This window comes from Streptomyces sp. NPDC055815 (assembly GCF_053616475.1).
Genome location: NZ_JBSHDU010000002.1, coordinates 122,378 through 137,811, shown reverse-complemented (window position 1 = coordinate 137,811; position 15,434 = coordinate 122,378). Strand labels below are relative to the sequence as shown.

Sequence of the window (15,434 nt, the reverse complement as noted above, 5' to 3'; positions counted from 1 at the left end):
GAAGCGGCTGCACGTACGGCGTACGTTCAGGGCGCGTACACCGTACAGACCAGCGGAGGAGCCTCTCATGCGGACCGTACTCATCTCCGGCGGCGGCATCGCGGGCCCCGTCCTCGCCCACGGGCTGCGCCGCCACGGCTTCGCGCCCACCGTCGTCGAACGAGCTCCCGGACGACGCCCCGGCGGCCAGGCCGTGGACATCCGCGGCGTCGCGCTCGACGTCGTGGAGCGGATGGGCCTGCTGGACCGGCTGAGCCGCGAACGGACCCGGATGCGCGGCATGTCGATCCTCGACGCCGACGGCCACGAGGTCGACCGCTCCACGGAGGCGACCTTCAGCAGCGGACGGCTCGACAGCGACGACATCGAGGTGCTGCGCGAGGATCTGGTGCGGCTGGTCCACGAGCACACGCAGACGGGTGTCGAGTACCTCTTCGGTGACAGCATCACCGGGCTCGACGAGGGCGAGACCGGCGTCCACGTCGACTTCGCGCACGGGCCGTCCCGCACTTTCGACCTCGTGGTCGGGGCCGACGGCCTCCACTCCACCGTACGGCGCCTGACGTTCGGTCCGGAGGAGCGGTTCGCCCACCATCTGGGGAGCTACCTCTCGGTGTTCGGCGCGGACAACTTCCTCGGCCTGGACAACTGGCAGATGTGGCTGATGAACGACGACGCGGGCTTCGGCATCATGCCCGTACGCGGCAACACCGAACTCAGGATCGCCTTCGGCTTCCGGTCCGCCCCGCTCGCCCGTGACCGCCGCGACGCCGGCGCCCTCCGGCAGCTGGTCGTGGACAGGCTCGCGTCCCTGCGCTGGGAAGGGGCCCGGCTGGCCGAAGCCGCCCGGAGGGCGCCCGACTTCTACTGCGACGCCATGGCCCAGATCCGCATGGACACCTGGTCGCGGGGCCGGGTGACCCTGCTCGGCGACGCGGGCTACTGCCCTTCCCCGCTGTCGGGGCAGGGCACCAGCCTCGCTCTCGTCGGCGCCCACGTGCTGGCCGACTGCCTCGCCCGCGCCCACGGCGACCACCGCACCGCGTATGCCCGCTACGAGCGGCGGATGCGCCCCTTCGTCACACTCAACCAGGCCCTGGCCACCGAGAATCCCGGCGGCCCCGCCTCGGAGGAATCCGTCGAGCGCGCCAAGAACGCACTCTCCCTGGACGACTGAGCCCCGACCCGGACAGGCGGGGCCCGGCGCGGCGCGCGACGTTATCAGCCGTCAAAACCGGTGGGCCAGCGGTTTCGTGGCCCGTCAGGATGTCCGGCGATGAGACCGAAACCCGAGCGACCGGAGTCCTGAGCATGTCCACCCTGCGCGTCACCGCCGAAGTCCTCACCGTTCATCCGCATCCCAACGCCGACGCCCTCGAGCTCGCCCAGATCGGGCTCTACCGGGCCGTCGTCGCCAAGGGCGTCTACGAGACGGGTGATGTCGCCGTCTACATCCCCGAGCAGGCCGTGCTGCCCCTCGCGCTCGTCGAGGAGCTGGGGCTCACCGGGCGGCTCGCCGGGGGGAACGCGGACCGGGTGAAGGCGGTGCGGCTGCGCGGGGAGTTGTCGCAGGGGCTCGTGTGCCGGCCCGCCGCGCTCGCCGGGATCGACCTCGCGCGGGCCGCCGCCGAGGGGACCGACTTCGCGGAGACGCTCGGGATCACCAAGTGGGTGCCGCCGATACCGCCCACGATGGACGGCGAGGTCGAGGTCGCGCCCGATCTGCTGCCCTGGGTCGACATCGAGAACCTGCAGCGCTACCCGGACGTGTTCGAGCCCGGCGAGCCCGTCGTCCTGACGGAGAAGCTCCACGGCACCGCCTGCCTGCTGACCTTCCACGCCGAGGACGGGCGAGTCCAGGTCACGTCCAAGGGCTTCGGGGCGAAGGGGCTCGCCCTGCGGGAGGACCCGCGCAATCTGTACTGGCGCGCCGTCCACGGTCACGGGCTCGCCGGCGTCGCCGAGCGGCTCGCCAAGAAGCTCGGCGCCCGCCGCGTGGGGCTCTTCGGCGAGGTGTACGGCTCCGGGGTGCAGGACCTCGCCTACGGCGCCGACGCCCGCTCCGAGACCGTCGGGTACGCCCTCTTCGACGTGTCCGCCGAGATCGACGGGCAGGTGCGGTGGCTGGACCCCGAGGCGGTGATCGACGCCGGTGAGGTGGCGTTCGTACCGCGGCTGCACTCCGGGCCGTACGACCTCGGCACCGTCCTCGCGCACGCCACCGGCCGCGAGACCGTCTCCGGCCGGGAGACGCACCTGCGGGAGGGCGTCGTCATCAGGCCGGCGACCGAGCGGTACAGCCCGGTCACCGGCGGCCGGGCCATCGCCAAGGCCGTCAGCCCGGCCTACCTGACCCGCAAGGGCGGTACCGAGTTCGAGTGAGCGCAGCAGCTACAGCTTCCTGAACAGGCCCTCCTGGACCACCGACACGAGCAGCCTGCCCTCGCGGTCGTAGATGCGGCCGCGGGCCAGGCCCCGGCCGCCCGTCGCGATCGGGGACTCCTGGTCGTACAGGAACCACTCGTCCGCCCGGAACGGCCGGTGGAACCACATCGCGTGGTCCAGGGAGGCCATGTCGAAGCCCCGCGGGCCCCAGAGCGGTTCGACCGGGATCCGGACCGCGTCCAGGAGCGTCATGTCCGAGGCGTACGTCAGCGCGCACGTGTGGACCAGCGGATCGTCGCCCAGCGGGCCCACCGCCCGCATCCACACCGCGGAGCGCGGGTCCGCGCCCTTGACCTCGTCATGGGTCCACCGCAGCCGGTCCACGTACCGGATGTCGAAGGGCTGCCGGCGGGCCATCCGCTCCAGGGCCTCCGGCAGCGTGCCCAGGTGCTCCCGGATCTCGTCCGCCAGGTTCGGCAGGGTGTCCGGGTCGGTCAGGTGCCGCGGCGGCAGCTGGTGCTCGAAGGCGCCCTCCTCCGGCTTGTGGAAGGAGGCCGTGAGGTTGAAGATCGTCCGGCCTTCCTGGATGGCCGTGACCCGCCGGGTGGTGAACGACCGGCCGTCGCGCACCCGCTCCACCTGGTACACGATCGGCACCCCGGGCCGCCCCGGCCGCAGGAAGTAGGCGTGCAGCGAGTGCACCGGCCGGTCGCCCTCCGTGGTGCGGCCGGCCGCCACCAGGGCCTGTCCGGCGACCTGCCCGCCGAAGACCCGCTGCAGCGACTCCTGCGGGCTGCGCCCACGGAAGATGTTCACCTCGATCTGCTCCAGGTCGAGCAGGTCCACGAGCCTCTCGGCGGGGTTCGTCATCCCGGTCCTCCTCCTACAGCTGTCCGACGGACGTCACGCGGACCACGGCCCGGCCCTCCTCGTCGGAGGCCGCGAGATCCACCTCCGCGCTGATGCCCCAGTCATGGTCGCCGTTCGGGTCGGCGAAGGTCTGCCGGACGCGCCACAGCCCGTGCGCCGCGTCCTCCTCGATCGAGAGCAGCTTCGGGCCGCGCGCGTCCGGACCCGTACCGAGGTCGTCGTACTCGTCCCAGTACGCGTCCATCGCCTCGCCCCACGCGTCCGCGTCCCAGCCGGCCTCCGCGTCCAGCTCGCCGAGCGCGTCGACGTTGTCGAGGGCGGCCAGCTCCACCCGGCGGAACATCGCGTTGCGCACCAGGACCCGGAAGGCGCGGGCGTTCGCCGTGACCGGCTTGACCTGATCGGCCTTCTCCTGGGCCTCCTCGGCCGTCTGGATCTCCGGGTTGGCGAGCTGCTCCCACTCGTCGAGCAGCGAGGAGTCCACCTGGCGCACCATCTCGCCCAGCCAGGCGATCAGGTCCTCCAGGTCCTCGGTCTTCAGGTCGTCCGGGATGGTGTGGTCGAGCGCCTTGTACGCGCTCGCCAGGTACCGGAGCACGATGCCCTCGGTCCGCGCCAGCTCGTACCAGGAGGTGAACTCCGTGAACGTCAGGGCCCGTTCGTACATGTCGCGGATGACCGACTTCGGCGACACCGGGTGGTCGCCGACCCACGGGTGCGACTTCCGGTAGACGTTGTACGCGTGCCAGAGCAGCTCCTCCAGCGGCTTCGGGTACGAGATGTCCTGGAGCCGCTCCATGCGCTCCTCGTACTCGACGCCGTCCGCCTTCATCTGCCCGACGGCCTCCCCGCGCGCCTTGTTCTGCATGGCGGCGAGGATCTGGCGCGGGTCGTCGAGCGTCGACTCGACGACGGACACCATGTCCAGGGCGTACGAGGGGGACTCCGGGTCCAGCAGGTCGAAGGCGGCCAGGGCGAACGTCGACAGCGGCTGGTTGAGCGCGAAGTCCTGCTGGAGGTCGACGGTCAGCCGGATCGTGCGGCCCTCGGCGTCCGGCTCGTCCAGCTGCTCCACCACACCGCCGTCGAGGAGCGAGCGGTAGATCGCGATGGCCCGGCGGATGTGCCGCAGCTGCGCCTTGCGCGGCTCGTGGTTGTCCTCCAGGAGCTTGCGCATCGCCTCGAAGGCGTTGCCAGGACGGGCGATCACCGAGAGCAGCATGATGTTGGTGACCTTGAAGCGGGAGGTCAGTGGCTCCGGCTCGGCCTCGATCAGCTTCTCGAACGTCGTGTCGCTCCAGGCGACGAAGCCCTCGGGGGCCTTCTTGCGGACCACCTTGCGGCGCTTCTTCGGGTCGTCTCCGGCCTTCGCGAGCGCCTTCTCGTTCTCGATGACGTGCTCGGGGGCCTGCGCCACCACGAAACCGGCGGTGTCGAAGCCGGCCCGGCCGGCCCGGCCCGCGATCTGGTGGAACTCACGGGCCCGCAGGGTCCGCACCCGGTTGCCGTCGTACTTGGTGAGGGCGGTGAAGAGCACCGTGCGGATCGGCACGTTCACGCCGACGCCGAGGGTGTCCGTCCCGCAGATCACCTTCAGCAGACCCGCCTGGGCGAGCTTCTCCACGAGCCGCCGGTACTTCGGCAGCATGCCGGCGTGGTGCACGCCGATGCCGTGCCGGACGTACCGCGAGAGGTTCTGGCCGAACTTGGTGGTGAACCGGAAGTTGCCGATGAGCTCGGCGATCTGGTCCTTCTCCTCGCGCGTGCACATGTTGATGCTCATCAGCGACTGCGCGCGCTCGACGGCCTGCGCCTGCGTGAAGTGCACGATGTAGACGGGCGCCTGCTTGGTCTCCAGGAGCTCGGTCAGGGTGTCCGTGATGGGCGTCAGCCGGTACTCGTACGACAGCGGTACGGGCCGGGTCGCCGAGCGGACCACGGAGGTCGGCCGCCCGGTGCGCCGGGTCAGGTCCTTCTCGAACATCGACACGTCGCCGAGCGTCGCCGACATCAGGACGAACTGCGCCTGGGGGAGTTCCAGGAGGGGGATCTGCCAGGCCCAGCCGCGGTCCTGCTCGGCGTAGAAGTGGAACTCGTCCATGACGACCTGGCCGATGTCGGCGTACTTGCCGTCGCGCAGCGCGATCGAGGCGAGCACCTCGGCCGTGCAGCAGATCACCGGGGCGTCCGCGTTCACGGAGGCGTCGCCGGTCAGCATGCCGACGTTCTCGGTGCCGAAGAGCTTGCACAGGTCGAAGAACTTCTCCGACACCAGCGCCTTGATCGGCGCCGTGTAGAAGGTCACCTGGTCATTGGCGAGCGCGGTGAAGTGCGCACCCGCCGCGACCAGCGACTTTCCCGATCCGGTGGGTGTGGACAAGATCACGTTGGCCCTGGAGACGACCTCGATCAGCGCCTCTTCCTGGGCCGGGTAGAGCGTGATGCCCCGGTCCTCGGCCCAGGAGGAGAAGGCCTCGAAGAGGGCGTCGGGGTCGGCGGTCGGCGGCAGCTGATCGATAAGGGTCACGCCCCCATCTTGCCCGCATTCCGCTCGGATGAGGGAACCGGCCATCAGCAGTCTTGATCACGGACGATAGGCTCGTCCGTCGACCGGCCGTCAACTCGGCGCCGGCAGGGGAGAAACGGGGCGCACCAACCATGATGGGACCGGCGCATTCGCTGTCCGGAGCGGCGGCATGGCTCGGCGTCGGAGCGGCCGCGGCCGCCTTCGACCACCCGATGCCCTGGCCGGTTCTCGTCGTCGGCGCGCTCATCTGCGCGGGCGCGGCCCTCGCCCCCGACCTCGACCACAAGTCGGCGACCATCTCCCGCGCCTTCGGGCCGGTCTCCCGGGGCCTCTGCGAGATCGTCGACAAGCTGTCGTACGCCGTCTACAAGGCCACCCGCTCGTCCTCGGACCCCCGCAGGTCCGGCGGGCACCGGACCCTCACGCACACCTGGCTGTGGGCGGTCCTGATCGGTGCCGGGGCCTCCGTGGCGGCGGTCACCGGCGGCCGCTGGGCCGTGCTCGCGATCCTCTTCGTGCACCTGGTCCTCGCCGTGGAAGGCCTGCTGTGGCGGGCCGCCCGGATGTCCAGCGACGTCCTGGTCTGGCTGCTCGGCGCCACCAGCGCCTGGATCCTCGCGGGCGTCCTCGACAAGGCGGGCAACGGCTCGGACTGGTTCTTCACGGGCCAGGAGTACCTGTGGCTGGGCCTGCCGATCGTCCTCGGCGCCCTCGTGCACGACATCGGCGACGCCCTGACCGTCTCCGGCTGCCCGATCCTGTGGCCCATCCCGGTGGGCCGCAAGCGCTGGTACCCGATCGGCCCGCCCAAGGGCATGCGCTTCCGGGCCGGCAGCTGGGTCGAGCTCAAGGTCCTGATGCCCGCGTTCATGCTCTTGGGCGGCGTCGGCGGAGCCTCGGCGCTCGGCTTCTTCTAGGCCGTCTCTTCCGGATCTTGTCTGACCCGCGACGCCTGGCACCGCACCTCGCCGCGTTGTCGGGCCCGCCAAAGTACGTCCAGTAATAGGGCGACCCTCCGCCTTGCGATGCACGGCACCAGACGCCGCGGGCTTGACCGGCAAGATCCGAAAGAGACGGCCTAGCCCGGGACCCCGAGGGTCGTCACCAGCCGGGCCAGCTCCTCCTGGAAGAGCTTGTCCGGGCTGGCCGTCTGGCGGCCGAGATGCCCGTACACCTCCAGGGCCACGAGCCCGTGCAGGTGTCCCCAGAGCCGCAGGGCCAGGGCGACGCCCGCGGGCGGCAGCTCGGGGAAGGCCGGGCGGACCTTGTCGAGGAGTCCGGCGTCGAAGTCGGACCAGGTGAACGCGCTGTCCCGGTACAGGGGTTCGGCGTGCGGCCAGGCCGCCGCCGCGAGGCCGGCGAGTCCGGTGCACACCCGGCGGGCCGCGTCCGGGGCGGGACCCGCCTCGGGGGCGCGGTAGCCGGGCACGGGGTCGCCGTAGACGAGCCGGAAACCCTCGGGGTTGGTGAGGGCCCAGGTGCGGAAGGCGCGGGCCCAGGCCAGGATCCGGGCGGCCGGGTCCTCGGCGGGGGCCTGGGCCCAGGCCGCCTCGACGGAGTCGGCGAGCGCGGAGTACACGTCGTCGATGAGTGCGGTGACCAGGTCGTCGCGCGTGGCGAAGTAGCCGTAGATCGCGTTGGCCGTCATGCCCATCTCGCGGGCGATGGCCCGCAGGGTGATGGCGTCGGGGCCGCCCGAGGCCATCAGGCGCAGGGCCGTGTCCTTGATCTCGGCGGTGGTCTCGGCCCGCAGCCGCTCCCGGCGTCCCCGCCCGGCCGGAGCCGTTCCTGTCCGTGCTTCTGAAGTCCCGGTCATCCGGGCAGCCTACCTCTTCGGTGAGAGGTGTATGGAAACTGCACGCCGTGAACTTCACGGCGTATAGTTTTCTCACGGCGTCACGCCAGTGATGTGACCACCAGTGATGTGACCACAGGGGAGAGCCATGCACATCGGAGTCATCGGAGCCACCGGAACCCTCGGCAGCCGCGTCGTCGCGGAAGCCCTGGAGCGCGGGCACCACATCAGGGCCTTCAGCCGCGACGCCACGGGGGCGGCGGCGGGGGAGACCCGCGAGAACATCACCTGGGCGAGCCTCGACGTGTTCGACGCGGAGGGCATCGCCGCCGTCCTGCCCGGACTCGACGTGCTCGTCAGCGCGTTCCAGCCCGGGAACGCCGCACTGGACCTCACGGACACCGTGCGGCGCTCCATCGCCGACCCCGGCGTCTACGCCGAGGCGGCACGGGCCCTGCTCAAGGCCCTGGAGAGCCACCCCAGGACCCGGCTCATCGTGATCGGCGGCGCGGGCAGCCTGGAGGCCGAGCCCGGAGTGGTGCTCGCCGACGAGGAGGAACGCCTCCACGAGGCCCTCGACGCGATCGGCCTGCCCCGTGCGTACGCGGCGGCGGTACGCGGCCACCGCGACGCCCTGAACGTGCTGCGCACCTCGAACCGGAGGTGGACCTACTTCAGCCCCGCCGAGGACATCGCGCCCGGCGAGCGCACCGGCCGCTTCCGCGTCGGCGAGGACCAGCCGGTCCGGGACGCCGAGGGCCGCAGCCGCGTCTCGGCGGAGGACGCGGCCGTGGCCCTCCTCGACGAGGCGGAGCTGCCCCGCTTCGTCCAGCGCCGCTTCACGATCGGCTACTGAACGCGGCGGGACCGGTTGCGCTTCGCGGGCGCCCACCGAACGCCGCCGGCCGGGCCGTCGAGTGACGGCCCGGCCCGGGTCCGGTGCGGCGTGCGGGCATCAGCCGTGCCAGGACCGCCACAGCGCCGCGTACGCCCCGTCCGCCGCGACCAGCTCCTCGTGGCTGCCCCACTCGCTGATCCGCCCCGCCTCGACCACCGCGATCAGATCGGCGTCGTGCGCGGTGTGCAGCCGGTGTGCGATCGCCACCACCGTCCGGCCGTCCAGGACCCGGCCGAGCGAGCGCTCCAGGTGCCGGGCCGCGCGCGGGTCGAGCAGCGAGGTCGCCTCGTCGAGGACCAGGGTGTGCGGGTCCGCGAGGACGAGCCGGGCCAGCGCGATCTGCTGGGCCTGCGCCGGGGTGAGCGAGCGGCCGCCCGAGCCGACCTCCGTGGCCAGGCCCTCGTCGAGGGCCCGGGCCCAGCCCTCCGCGTCCACCGCCGCGAGCGCCGCCCACAGGTCGGCGTCCGTGGCCCCCGCCCTGGCCAGGAGCAGGTTGTCGCGGAGGGAGCCCACGAAGACGTGGTGCTCCTGGTTGACCAGGGCCACGTGCTCGCGGACCCGCTCGGCGGGCATCCGGGCCAGCTCGGCGGCGCCGAGGGTGACCGAGCCCGCCCTCGGGGCGTAGATCCCCGCGAGCAGCCGGCCCAGGGTGGACTTGCCCGCGCCCGACGGCCCGACCAGGGCGAGCCGGGTGCCGGGTGCCAGCGTCAGCGACACCTCGTGCAGGACGTCGACGCCCTCGCGGTAGCCGAACCGGACCTCGTCCGCCTCCACCGCCCGGCCCTCGGGCCGCAGCTCCCGGTCGCCCGCGTCCGGCTCGATCTCCCGGACGCCGACGAGCCGGGCCAGCGACACCTGCGCGACCTGGAGTTCGTCGTACCAGCGCAGCACGATCCCGATCGGGTCCACCAGCATCTGCGCGAGGAGCGCACCCGTCGTCAGCTGCCCCACGTCGATCCAGCCCTGGAGCACGAACACCCCGCCGAGCAGCAGGACCGCGCACAGCACCGTCGTGTGCGTCAGGTTGATGACGGGGAAGAGCACCGAGCGCAGGAAGAGCGTGTACCGCTCCCAGGCCACCCACTCCGAGATCCGCCGGTCCGACAGCGCGATCCGCCGCTTGCCGAGGCGGTGCGCCTCGACCGTACGGCCCGCGTCGACCGTCTCGGCGAGCGCGGCGGCGACCGCCGCGTACCCCGCGGACTCCGAGCGGTACGCGGACGGCGCCCGCTTGAAGTACCACCGGCAGCCCACGATGAGCACCGGCGCCGCGAGCAGCGCGGCGAGCGCGAGCGGCGGCGCGGTCACCGCGAGGCCGCCGAGCAGCAGCCCCGCCCAGACGACCCCGATGGCCAGCTGGGGCACGGCCTCGCGCATCGCGTTGGCGAGCCGGTCGATGTCCGTGGTGATCCGGGAGAGCAGATCGCCCGTCCCGGCCCGTTCGAGCACGCCGGGCGGCAGGCCCACGGCGCGGACGAGGAAGTCCTCGCGCAGGTCCGCGAGCATCTCCTCGCCGAGCATCGCCCCGCGCAGCCGTACGAGCCGTACGAACGCGGTCTGGACGAGCAGCGCGAGCGCGAACAGCCCGACCGTACGCTCCAGATGGAGGTCACGGGCCCCGTCCGCGAGGCCGTCCACCACCGAGCCGAGCAGGTACGGGCCGGCCATCGAGGCGATCACGGCGACCGCGTTCACCCCGATGAGCAGCGCGAACGCCCGACGGTGCCGGCGCAGCAGCTCGCGGACGTAGCCGCGGACGGTGGCCGCCCCGGCGACGGGCAGCGTCGTCGCCGTCTTCGGGGCCGCCGGGTCGTACTCCGGCGGCGCCAGGCCGATCATGCCGATTCCCCTTCCAGTGCTTCGAGTTCGCCCGCGCCCCGGGAGGCGGTGGCGAGCTCCTCGTCGGTCTCGCGGGTGACGACCGCGCGGTAGCGCGGCTCCATGGCGAGCAGTGCGCGGTGGCTGCCGACGGCGACCGCCTGGCCCTCGTGGACCAGCACGACCCGGTCGGCGCGGTCCAGGAGCAGCGGCGAGGAGGACAGCACCACCGTGGTCCTGGTCCTCCGCAGCTCCGCGATCCAGGTGGCGACGGCTGCCTCGGTGTGCGCGTCGACCGCCGAGGTCGGCTCGTCGAGGACGAGCACCTCCGGGTCGGCGAACAGGGACCGGGCCAGGGCGAGCCGCTGGCGCTGGCCGCCGGAGAGCGAGCGGCCCCGCTCGGTGATGCGGGTGAGCATCGGGTCTCCGTCGGTGGCGACGGAGGCCTGCGCGAGCGCGTCGAGGACGTCGTCGCACTGGGCGGCGGCGAGCGCGTGCTCGGCGTGGACCTTGCCCGACGTGGGTACGTCGAGCAGCTCGCGGAGGGTGCCCGAGAGCAGCACCGGCTCCTTGTCCTGGACGAGGACGACGGTACGGGCGTCCTCCAGCGGCAGTTCGTCGAGCGGCACCCCGCCGTAGAGCACCGAGGTGTGGTCGTCGGCCGGCTCCGTCGGGTGGCCGCCGAGCCGGTCCGCGAGCCGCCCGGCCACGTCCGGATCGCCGCAGACCACGGCCGTGAACAGCCTGGCGGGGGCGCGCAGCCCGGTCAGCGGGTCGTACAGGTCGCCGCCGGCCATGAGCTCCCGGACCTCGGGGACCGTGCTGGTCGTGCGGGTCAGCGAGAGGACCCGGGCGGCCCGTTTCGCGGACGGCCGCGAGAAGGAGTAGGCCTGGGCGATCTCCTCGAAGTTCCGCAGCGCGTGATGGGTGAGGGCCACCGCGCTGTAGACCGTGACGAGTTCGCCGACCTCGATCCGCCCGTCGAGCGCCAGCTTCGTCCCGTACCCCACCACGGCGATGAGCAGCAGGCCCGGCAGGACGATCTGGATGGCGGCGATCAGCGCCCACATCCGCGCGCTGTGCACGGCGGCCCCGCGGACCTCCTGGGAGGCGGCGCGGTAGCGGCCGAGGAAGAGGTCCTCGCCGCCGATGCCGCGCAGCACCCGGAGCCCGGCGACCGTGTCCGAGGCCAGTTCGGTGGCCTTGCCGGCCTTCTCGCGCTGGACGTCCGCCCGGCGGGTCGCGCGGGGGAGCAGCGGCAGCACGGCGAGGGCCAGGACGGGGACGCCGGCGGCGACCACGACGCCGAGGGCCGGCTGGTAGACGACGAGGCCGACGCAGACGACGACCAGGGTGACGGCGGCCGCGGCGAACCGGGACAGCGCCTCGACGAACCAGCCGATCCGCTCGACGTCGCCGGTCGACACGGCGACGACTTCTCCGGCGGCGACCCGCCGGGTCAGGACGGAGCCCAGTTCGGCGGTCTTGCGGGAGAGGAGCTGCTGCACCCGGGCGGCGGCGGTGATCCAGTTGGTGACGGCGGTGCGGTGGAGCATCACGTCTCCGGCCGCGATCGCCGACCCGAGGGCCAGGAGCAGCACCCCGGCGAGCGCGAGCCGTCCGCCGTCGCGGTCCACGACCGCCTGGACGGCGAGGCCGACGCCCAGCGGCAGACCGGCGATGCCCAGGTGGTGCAGCAGCCCCCAGAGCAGGGACTTCACCTGCCCGCCGAGCTGTTGTCGGCCGAGCCAGAGGAGGAACCGGGTGCCCGAGCGGACATCGGGGACCCCCGGGTCGGCGAAGGGAAGATCTCGAATCTGCATGGCTGCCCAGGATCTCCGGGTCTGTCGGGGGGATCGCGTGCCGGTGTGCCACGGCGGTGTGCGACCACGATGGGGAAACCGTGCAAGGTTCGCTTTTTCCCCCGGGGGCGGCAATCGATTTTCCCCAAGAGGGAACAGATCGCGCCATGTCCGCTCATCGTCCTCTGGACCGCACGGCACGGGCGCGCTTCACTACCGGCCCATGAGATCACTCAAGATCACGAGCGTGATCGGCGCTCTGGTGCTCGCCGCCGGAGCGCTGTTCACCGCCCACCCGGCCGCCGCCGACGGTCCGAACGGCCCGACGCCGCCCGCCGAGTTCACCACCGACTGGCACGACCCGGTCACCGCCGCCCCGCCCGTCGACACCCCCGGAACCCGCAGCTGCGAGGTCACCCTCGCCGCCGCGCAGTTCCGCGACTTCACCCCGTACCGGGGGAGCTACACCCCGCCGAAGGAGTGCGGCACGGGCAAGCACTGGAACAAGGTCGTCCTGCGCCTCGACGGACAGGTCAAGGGCCGCCAGTACGACCGTCTGGGCTACCTCACCCTCGGCGGCGTCGAGATCCTCCGCACCTCCACCCCCGAACCCTCTCCCGACGGCATCAGCTGGTCCGTCGAGAAGGACGTCACCCGCTACCGCGACACCCTCAGCCGCCCGCAGCCCGTCGAGATGCTCATCGGCAACGTCGTGAACGAGACGTACACCGGGGTCATCGACGTCCGCGTCACCCTCACCTTCCACACCGCCGAAGGCCGGGTGAAGCCGGCCGTCGGCACCCCCGACCGCGTCGTCCCGCTCACCGGCGCCACCCTCACCACCCCGCGCAACGCCGAACGCGTCCTCGCCGAGGTGTACGCCACCGGATCCGGCGGCGGCTGCGAGGAGTTCTGGTACCTCACCGTCCCGGACGCGGCCCCCTACTCCTGCAAGGCCACCGACGGGCCCTACCGGGAGGTGCGGATCTCCGTCGACGGGAAGCTCGCCGGCATCGCGGCCCCCTTCCCGCACGTGTGGACCGGCGGCTGGTCCAACCCCTTCCTCTGGTACGTGACGCCCGCGCCGCGCGCCTTCGACGTGCAGCCGATCGTCTACGACCTCACGCCGTTCGCGGCGCGGCTCAACGACGGCGCGGCGCACCGCGTCGAGGTCTCCGTCGCCGGCGTCCCCGCGGGCCAGTCCGGCTGGAGCATCCCCACCAACGTGCTCCTCTGGCAGGACGAGGGCAGCGAGGTCGTCACCGGCGGCCTGGACCGGCACGAGCTCGGCACCTCCCGCAACTCCGCGGTGTACACCGCCGGTTCGCCCGACGTCCTGGAGACCACGGGCGGCGACACGCTCACCGTCGCCGGGCATCTGAACACCTCGCACGGCCGCGTCGCCACCACCGTCACCCGTACCGTCGACCACCGCTCCACGCACGGCTGGGGCGCCGACGAGAACCCGGACGCGCTCACCGCCCGCTGGACCGACGACGAGACCGTGACCGTCGGCCGGACCGCGACCCGCACCCGGCGCACGTACACCATGGACGGCGAGATCTCCGTGGACGGCGGGAACCGCCTGCGGACCGTCCTCACCGTCGGCGACCGCGCCGCCGTCGACGTCGTCCGCGACGGCAAGCGGCTGTCCTGGTCGCGTCTTGACGACACGTACACCGGCGACGCCTCCTTCACCCTCGGCGTCCCGCGCGACCAGCGGCACGCGGTCGGCACCAGCACCGAGCGCTACCGCCTGTACGGCTCCGGCGGCTGCTACGACCGGAGCCTGACCACCGTCCAGGGCACCGTCACCCAGGACCTGCGGCGCTGCTGAGACACCCGGCCGCCCCGCCCCCCCGCGGCGAGGGGACGGGGCGGCACGGCACCGTCAGCGGGGCTTCGCCGAGTCCACGCCCGAACGGGCCTTCTGCCACTCCCCGCGGGTGAAGTCGGGGATCTCCTGCGGTGCGCCGTCCGCCTTGAGCGACGCGTGGCTGAGCGGCACGGGAGCCGACCAGACGGCCGCGTCGTACACGTCGAAGTCCGGCGGCAGGCCCAGCTGGAGGCACTGCATCAGCCGGAGGACCATGAGGTAGTCCATGCCGCCGTGGCCGCCCGGCGGATCGGCGTGCTCCTTCCACAGCCAGTGGTCGAACTCGGCCGCGTACGCCGAGAAGTCGCCCCACACGTCGTCCTTGTGGTCCGGCTCCAGATAGATCCGGGCCGGGTAGTCCTCGAAGACCCCGCGCGTCCCGCCCAGGCTGTTGATCCTGCTGTACGGGTGCGGGGTGGACACGTCGTGTTCGAGCCGGATCAGCCGCCCCTTGGACGTCCGGACCATGCTGACCGTCCGGTCGCTCTCGACGTACGTCTCCTTCCAGCTCGGGTCGCCGGGCGGCATGTGCGCCGCGCGGTACTCGGCGAGACCGAGCGCCGGGGTGCCGAAGCTGCTGATGCTCACCGCCCGGTCGCCGCGGTTGACGTCCATGTAGTTGGCGACCGGACCGAAGCCGTGGTTCGGGTACAGGTCCCCGCGCCGCCGCGTGTGCCACAGCCGGCGCCACGGCCCCTGGTAGTACGTCGGCGAGAACAACAGGGCGCGCAGGTCGTGGTTGTACGCCCCCGCGCCGTGCAGCAGCTCCCCGAACCTGCCGGCGTGCGCCATCCGCAGCACCCGCATCTCGTTCCGCCCGTAGCAGCAGTTCTCCAGCTGCATGCAGTGGCGGCGGGTCTGCTCCGACAGGTCGACCAGCTCCCACAGCTCGGCGAGTTCCATCGCGACCGGACACTCCACGCCGACGTGCTTGCCGCCCAGCATCGCCGCCCTGGCGATCGCGAAGTGGCTCTCCCAGGGCGTGGCCACGTAGACGAAGTCGAGGTCGGTGCGGGTGCAGAGCTTCTCGTAGTCGTCCTCGCCGTGGGTGTACAGGGCGGGGGCCGGCCGGCCGGCGGCGGTGACGGCCGCAGCGGCCTTCTCGGCCTTCTCGCGCACCGGGTCGCAGACGGCGACCACCCGGACCCAGGGGAGGGCGAGGAAGTTGCCGATCATGCTCGCGCCGCGGTTGCCGAGCCCGACGATGCCGATCCGGACGGTGGAACGGCCCTCGAACGGCACCCCGGCCATGGTGGCGCCCCGGCGCTCCGGCACGGCGGGGGTCTCCGGAGCGGGGGCGGTGGAAGCCCGGGCGGTCCCTCCGCTCGCGGCGGTGACGCCGAGCCCGGCCCCGGCCGCGCCCGCGGTGGTTCTGAGGACCGTGCGACGGCTCGGGGGGCGCGGTGTCTGGTCGTCCATGGAACCTCCCTGCTGACGGGTGGTTGGACTGTACTGTTCCGGTT

General features: G+C 72.5%; 11 protein-coding genes. 5 read left to right on the top strand and 6 right to left on the bottom strand.

The annotated features are described in order from the left end of the window. The first annotated feature begins 67 nt into the window (after positions 1-67). Together ACWGN5_RS02360 and ACWGN5_RS02355 are read left to right on the top strand one after the other, a co-directional pair. On the top strand, positions 68-1,177 hold the full coding sequence (locus ACWGN5_RS02360) for an FAD-dependent monooxygenase (protein ID WP_453510734.1): 1,110 nt from the start codon (positions 68-70) through the stop codon (positions 1,175-1,177). 134 nt (positions 1,178-1,311) lie between these two features. Beyond that, entirely contained in the window at positions 1,312-2,382 is a 1,071-nt protein-coding gene (locus ACWGN5_RS02355) for an RNA ligase (ATP) (protein WP_453510733.1), read from the top strand. A gap of 9 nt (positions 2,383-2,391) precedes the next feature. On the opposite strand, the gene ACWGN5_RS02350 is transcribed toward ACWGN5_RS02355, so the two are convergent. After that, entirely contained in the window at positions 2,392-3,255 is an 864-nt protein-coding gene (locus tag ACWGN5_RS02350) for an acyl-CoA thioesterase (RefSeq protein WP_453510732.1), read from the bottom strand. Between the two features lie 13 nt (positions 3,256-3,268). Then, the gene (locus tag ACWGN5_RS02345; protein ID WP_453510731.1) at positions 3,269-5,827 is read right to left on the bottom strand and encodes a DEAD/DEAH box helicase; all 2,559 of its coding nucleotides are present in this window, start codon (positions 5,825-5,827) and stop codon (positions 3,269-3,271) included. An 86-nt stretch (positions 5,828-5,913) separates the two neighbouring features. Here ACWGN5_RS02345 and ACWGN5_RS02340 point away from each other — a divergent pair, with 86 nt between their 5' ends. Then, on the top strand, positions 5,914-6,699 hold the full coding sequence (locus ACWGN5_RS02340; RefSeq protein WP_453510730.1) for a metal-dependent hydrolase: 786 nt from the start codon (positions 5,914-5,916) through the stop codon (positions 6,697-6,699). 161 nt (positions 6,700-6,860) lie between these two features. On the opposite strand, the gene ACWGN5_RS02335 is transcribed toward ACWGN5_RS02340, so the two are convergent. Then, the gene (locus tag ACWGN5_RS02335; protein ID WP_453510729.1) at positions 6,861-7,598 is read right to left on the bottom strand and encodes a TetR/AcrR family transcriptional regulator; all 738 of its coding nucleotides are present in this window, start codon (positions 7,596-7,598) and stop codon (positions 6,861-6,863) included. A gap of 127 nt (positions 7,599-7,725) precedes the next feature. On the opposite strand from ACWGN5_RS02335, the gene ACWGN5_RS02330 reads away from it, so the two are divergent. Next, positions 7,726-8,433: an NAD(P)-dependent oxidoreductase gene (locus tag ACWGN5_RS02330; protein ID WP_453510728.1), complete on the top strand. Its 708-nt coding sequence runs from the start codon at positions 7,726-7,728 to the stop codon at positions 8,431-8,433. 99 nt (positions 8,434-8,532) lie between these two features. Here ACWGN5_RS02330 and ACWGN5_RS02325 read toward each other — a convergent pair whose 3' ends face one another. Together ACWGN5_RS02325 and ACWGN5_RS02320 are read right to left on the bottom strand one after the other, a co-directional pair. Beyond that, a complete protein-coding gene (locus ACWGN5_RS02325) occupies positions 8,533-10,314 on the bottom strand; it encodes an ABC transporter ATP-binding protein (RefSeq protein WP_453510727.1) in 1,782 nt (593 codons plus the stop codon). Further along, entirely contained in the window at positions 10,311-12,116 is a 1,806-nt protein-coding gene (locus ACWGN5_RS02320) for an ABC transporter transmembrane domain-containing protein (RefSeq protein ID WP_453510726.1), read from the bottom strand. Before ACWGN5_RS02320 ends, ACWGN5_RS02325 begins: the two co-directional genes overlap by 4 nt. 202 nt (positions 12,117-12,318) lie before the next feature. Between ACWGN5_RS02320 and ACWGN5_RS02315 the strand changes: the two genes are divergently transcribed. Continuing rightward, positions 12,319-13,932 carry a peptide-N4-asparagine amidase gene (locus tag ACWGN5_RS02315; protein ID WP_453510725.1) on the top strand — a complete coding sequence of 538 codons (1,614 nt, stop codon included), beginning with the start codon at positions 12,319-12,321 and terminating at the stop codon, positions 13,930-13,932. Between the two features lie 54 nt (positions 13,933-13,986). On the opposite strand, the gene ACWGN5_RS02310 is transcribed toward ACWGN5_RS02315, so the two are convergent. Next, the gene (locus tag ACWGN5_RS02310; RefSeq protein ID WP_453510724.1) at positions 13,987-15,390 is read right to left on the bottom strand and encodes a Gfo/Idh/MocA family protein; all 1,404 of its coding nucleotides are present in this window, start codon (positions 15,388-15,390) and stop codon (positions 13,987-13,989) included. Positions 15,391-15,434 lie beyond the last annotated feature (44 nt).

Coding starts and splice junctions, on each gene's coding strand:
- ACWGN5_RS02335 (WP_453510729.1), bottom strand. CDS start 7,598: ATGACCGGGACTTCAGAAGCACGGACAGGAACGGCTCCGGCCGGGCGG.
- ACWGN5_RS02355 (WP_453510733.1), top strand. CDS start 1,312: ATGTCCACCCTGCGCGTCACCGCCGAAGTCCTCACCGTTCATCCGCAT.
- ACWGN5_RS02315 (WP_453510725.1), top strand. CDS start 12,319: ATGAGATCACTCAAGATCACGAGCGTGATCGGCGCTCTGGTGCTCGCC.
- ACWGN5_RS02320 (WP_453510726.1), bottom strand. CDS start 12,116: ATGCAGATTCGAGATCTTCCCTTCGCCGACCCGGGGGTCCCCGATGTC.
- ACWGN5_RS02310 (WP_453510724.1), bottom strand. CDS start 15,390: ATGGACGACCAGACACCGCGCCCCCCGAGCCGTCGCACGGTCCTCAGA.
- ACWGN5_RS02340 (WP_453510730.1), top strand. CDS start 5,914: ATGATGGGACCGGCGCATTCGCTGTCCGGAGCGGCGGCATGGCTCGGC.
- ACWGN5_RS02325 (WP_453510727.1), bottom strand. CDS start 10,314: ATGATCGGCCTGGCGCCGCCGGAGTACGACCCGGCGGCCCCGAAGACG.
- ACWGN5_RS02350 (WP_453510732.1), bottom strand. CDS start 3,255: ATGACGAACCCCGCCGAGAGGCTCGTGGACCTGCTCGACCTGGAGCAG.
- ACWGN5_RS02330 (WP_453510728.1), top strand. CDS start 7,726: ATGCACATCGGAGTCATCGGAGCCACCGGAACCCTCGGCAGCCGCGTC.
- ACWGN5_RS02360 (WP_453510734.1), top strand. CDS start 68: ATGCGGACCGTACTCATCTCCGGCGGCGGCATCGCGGGCCCCGTCCTC.
- ACWGN5_RS02345 (WP_453510731.1), bottom strand. CDS start 5,827: ATGGCCGGTTCCCTCATCCGAGCGGAATGCGGGCAAGATGGGGGCGTG.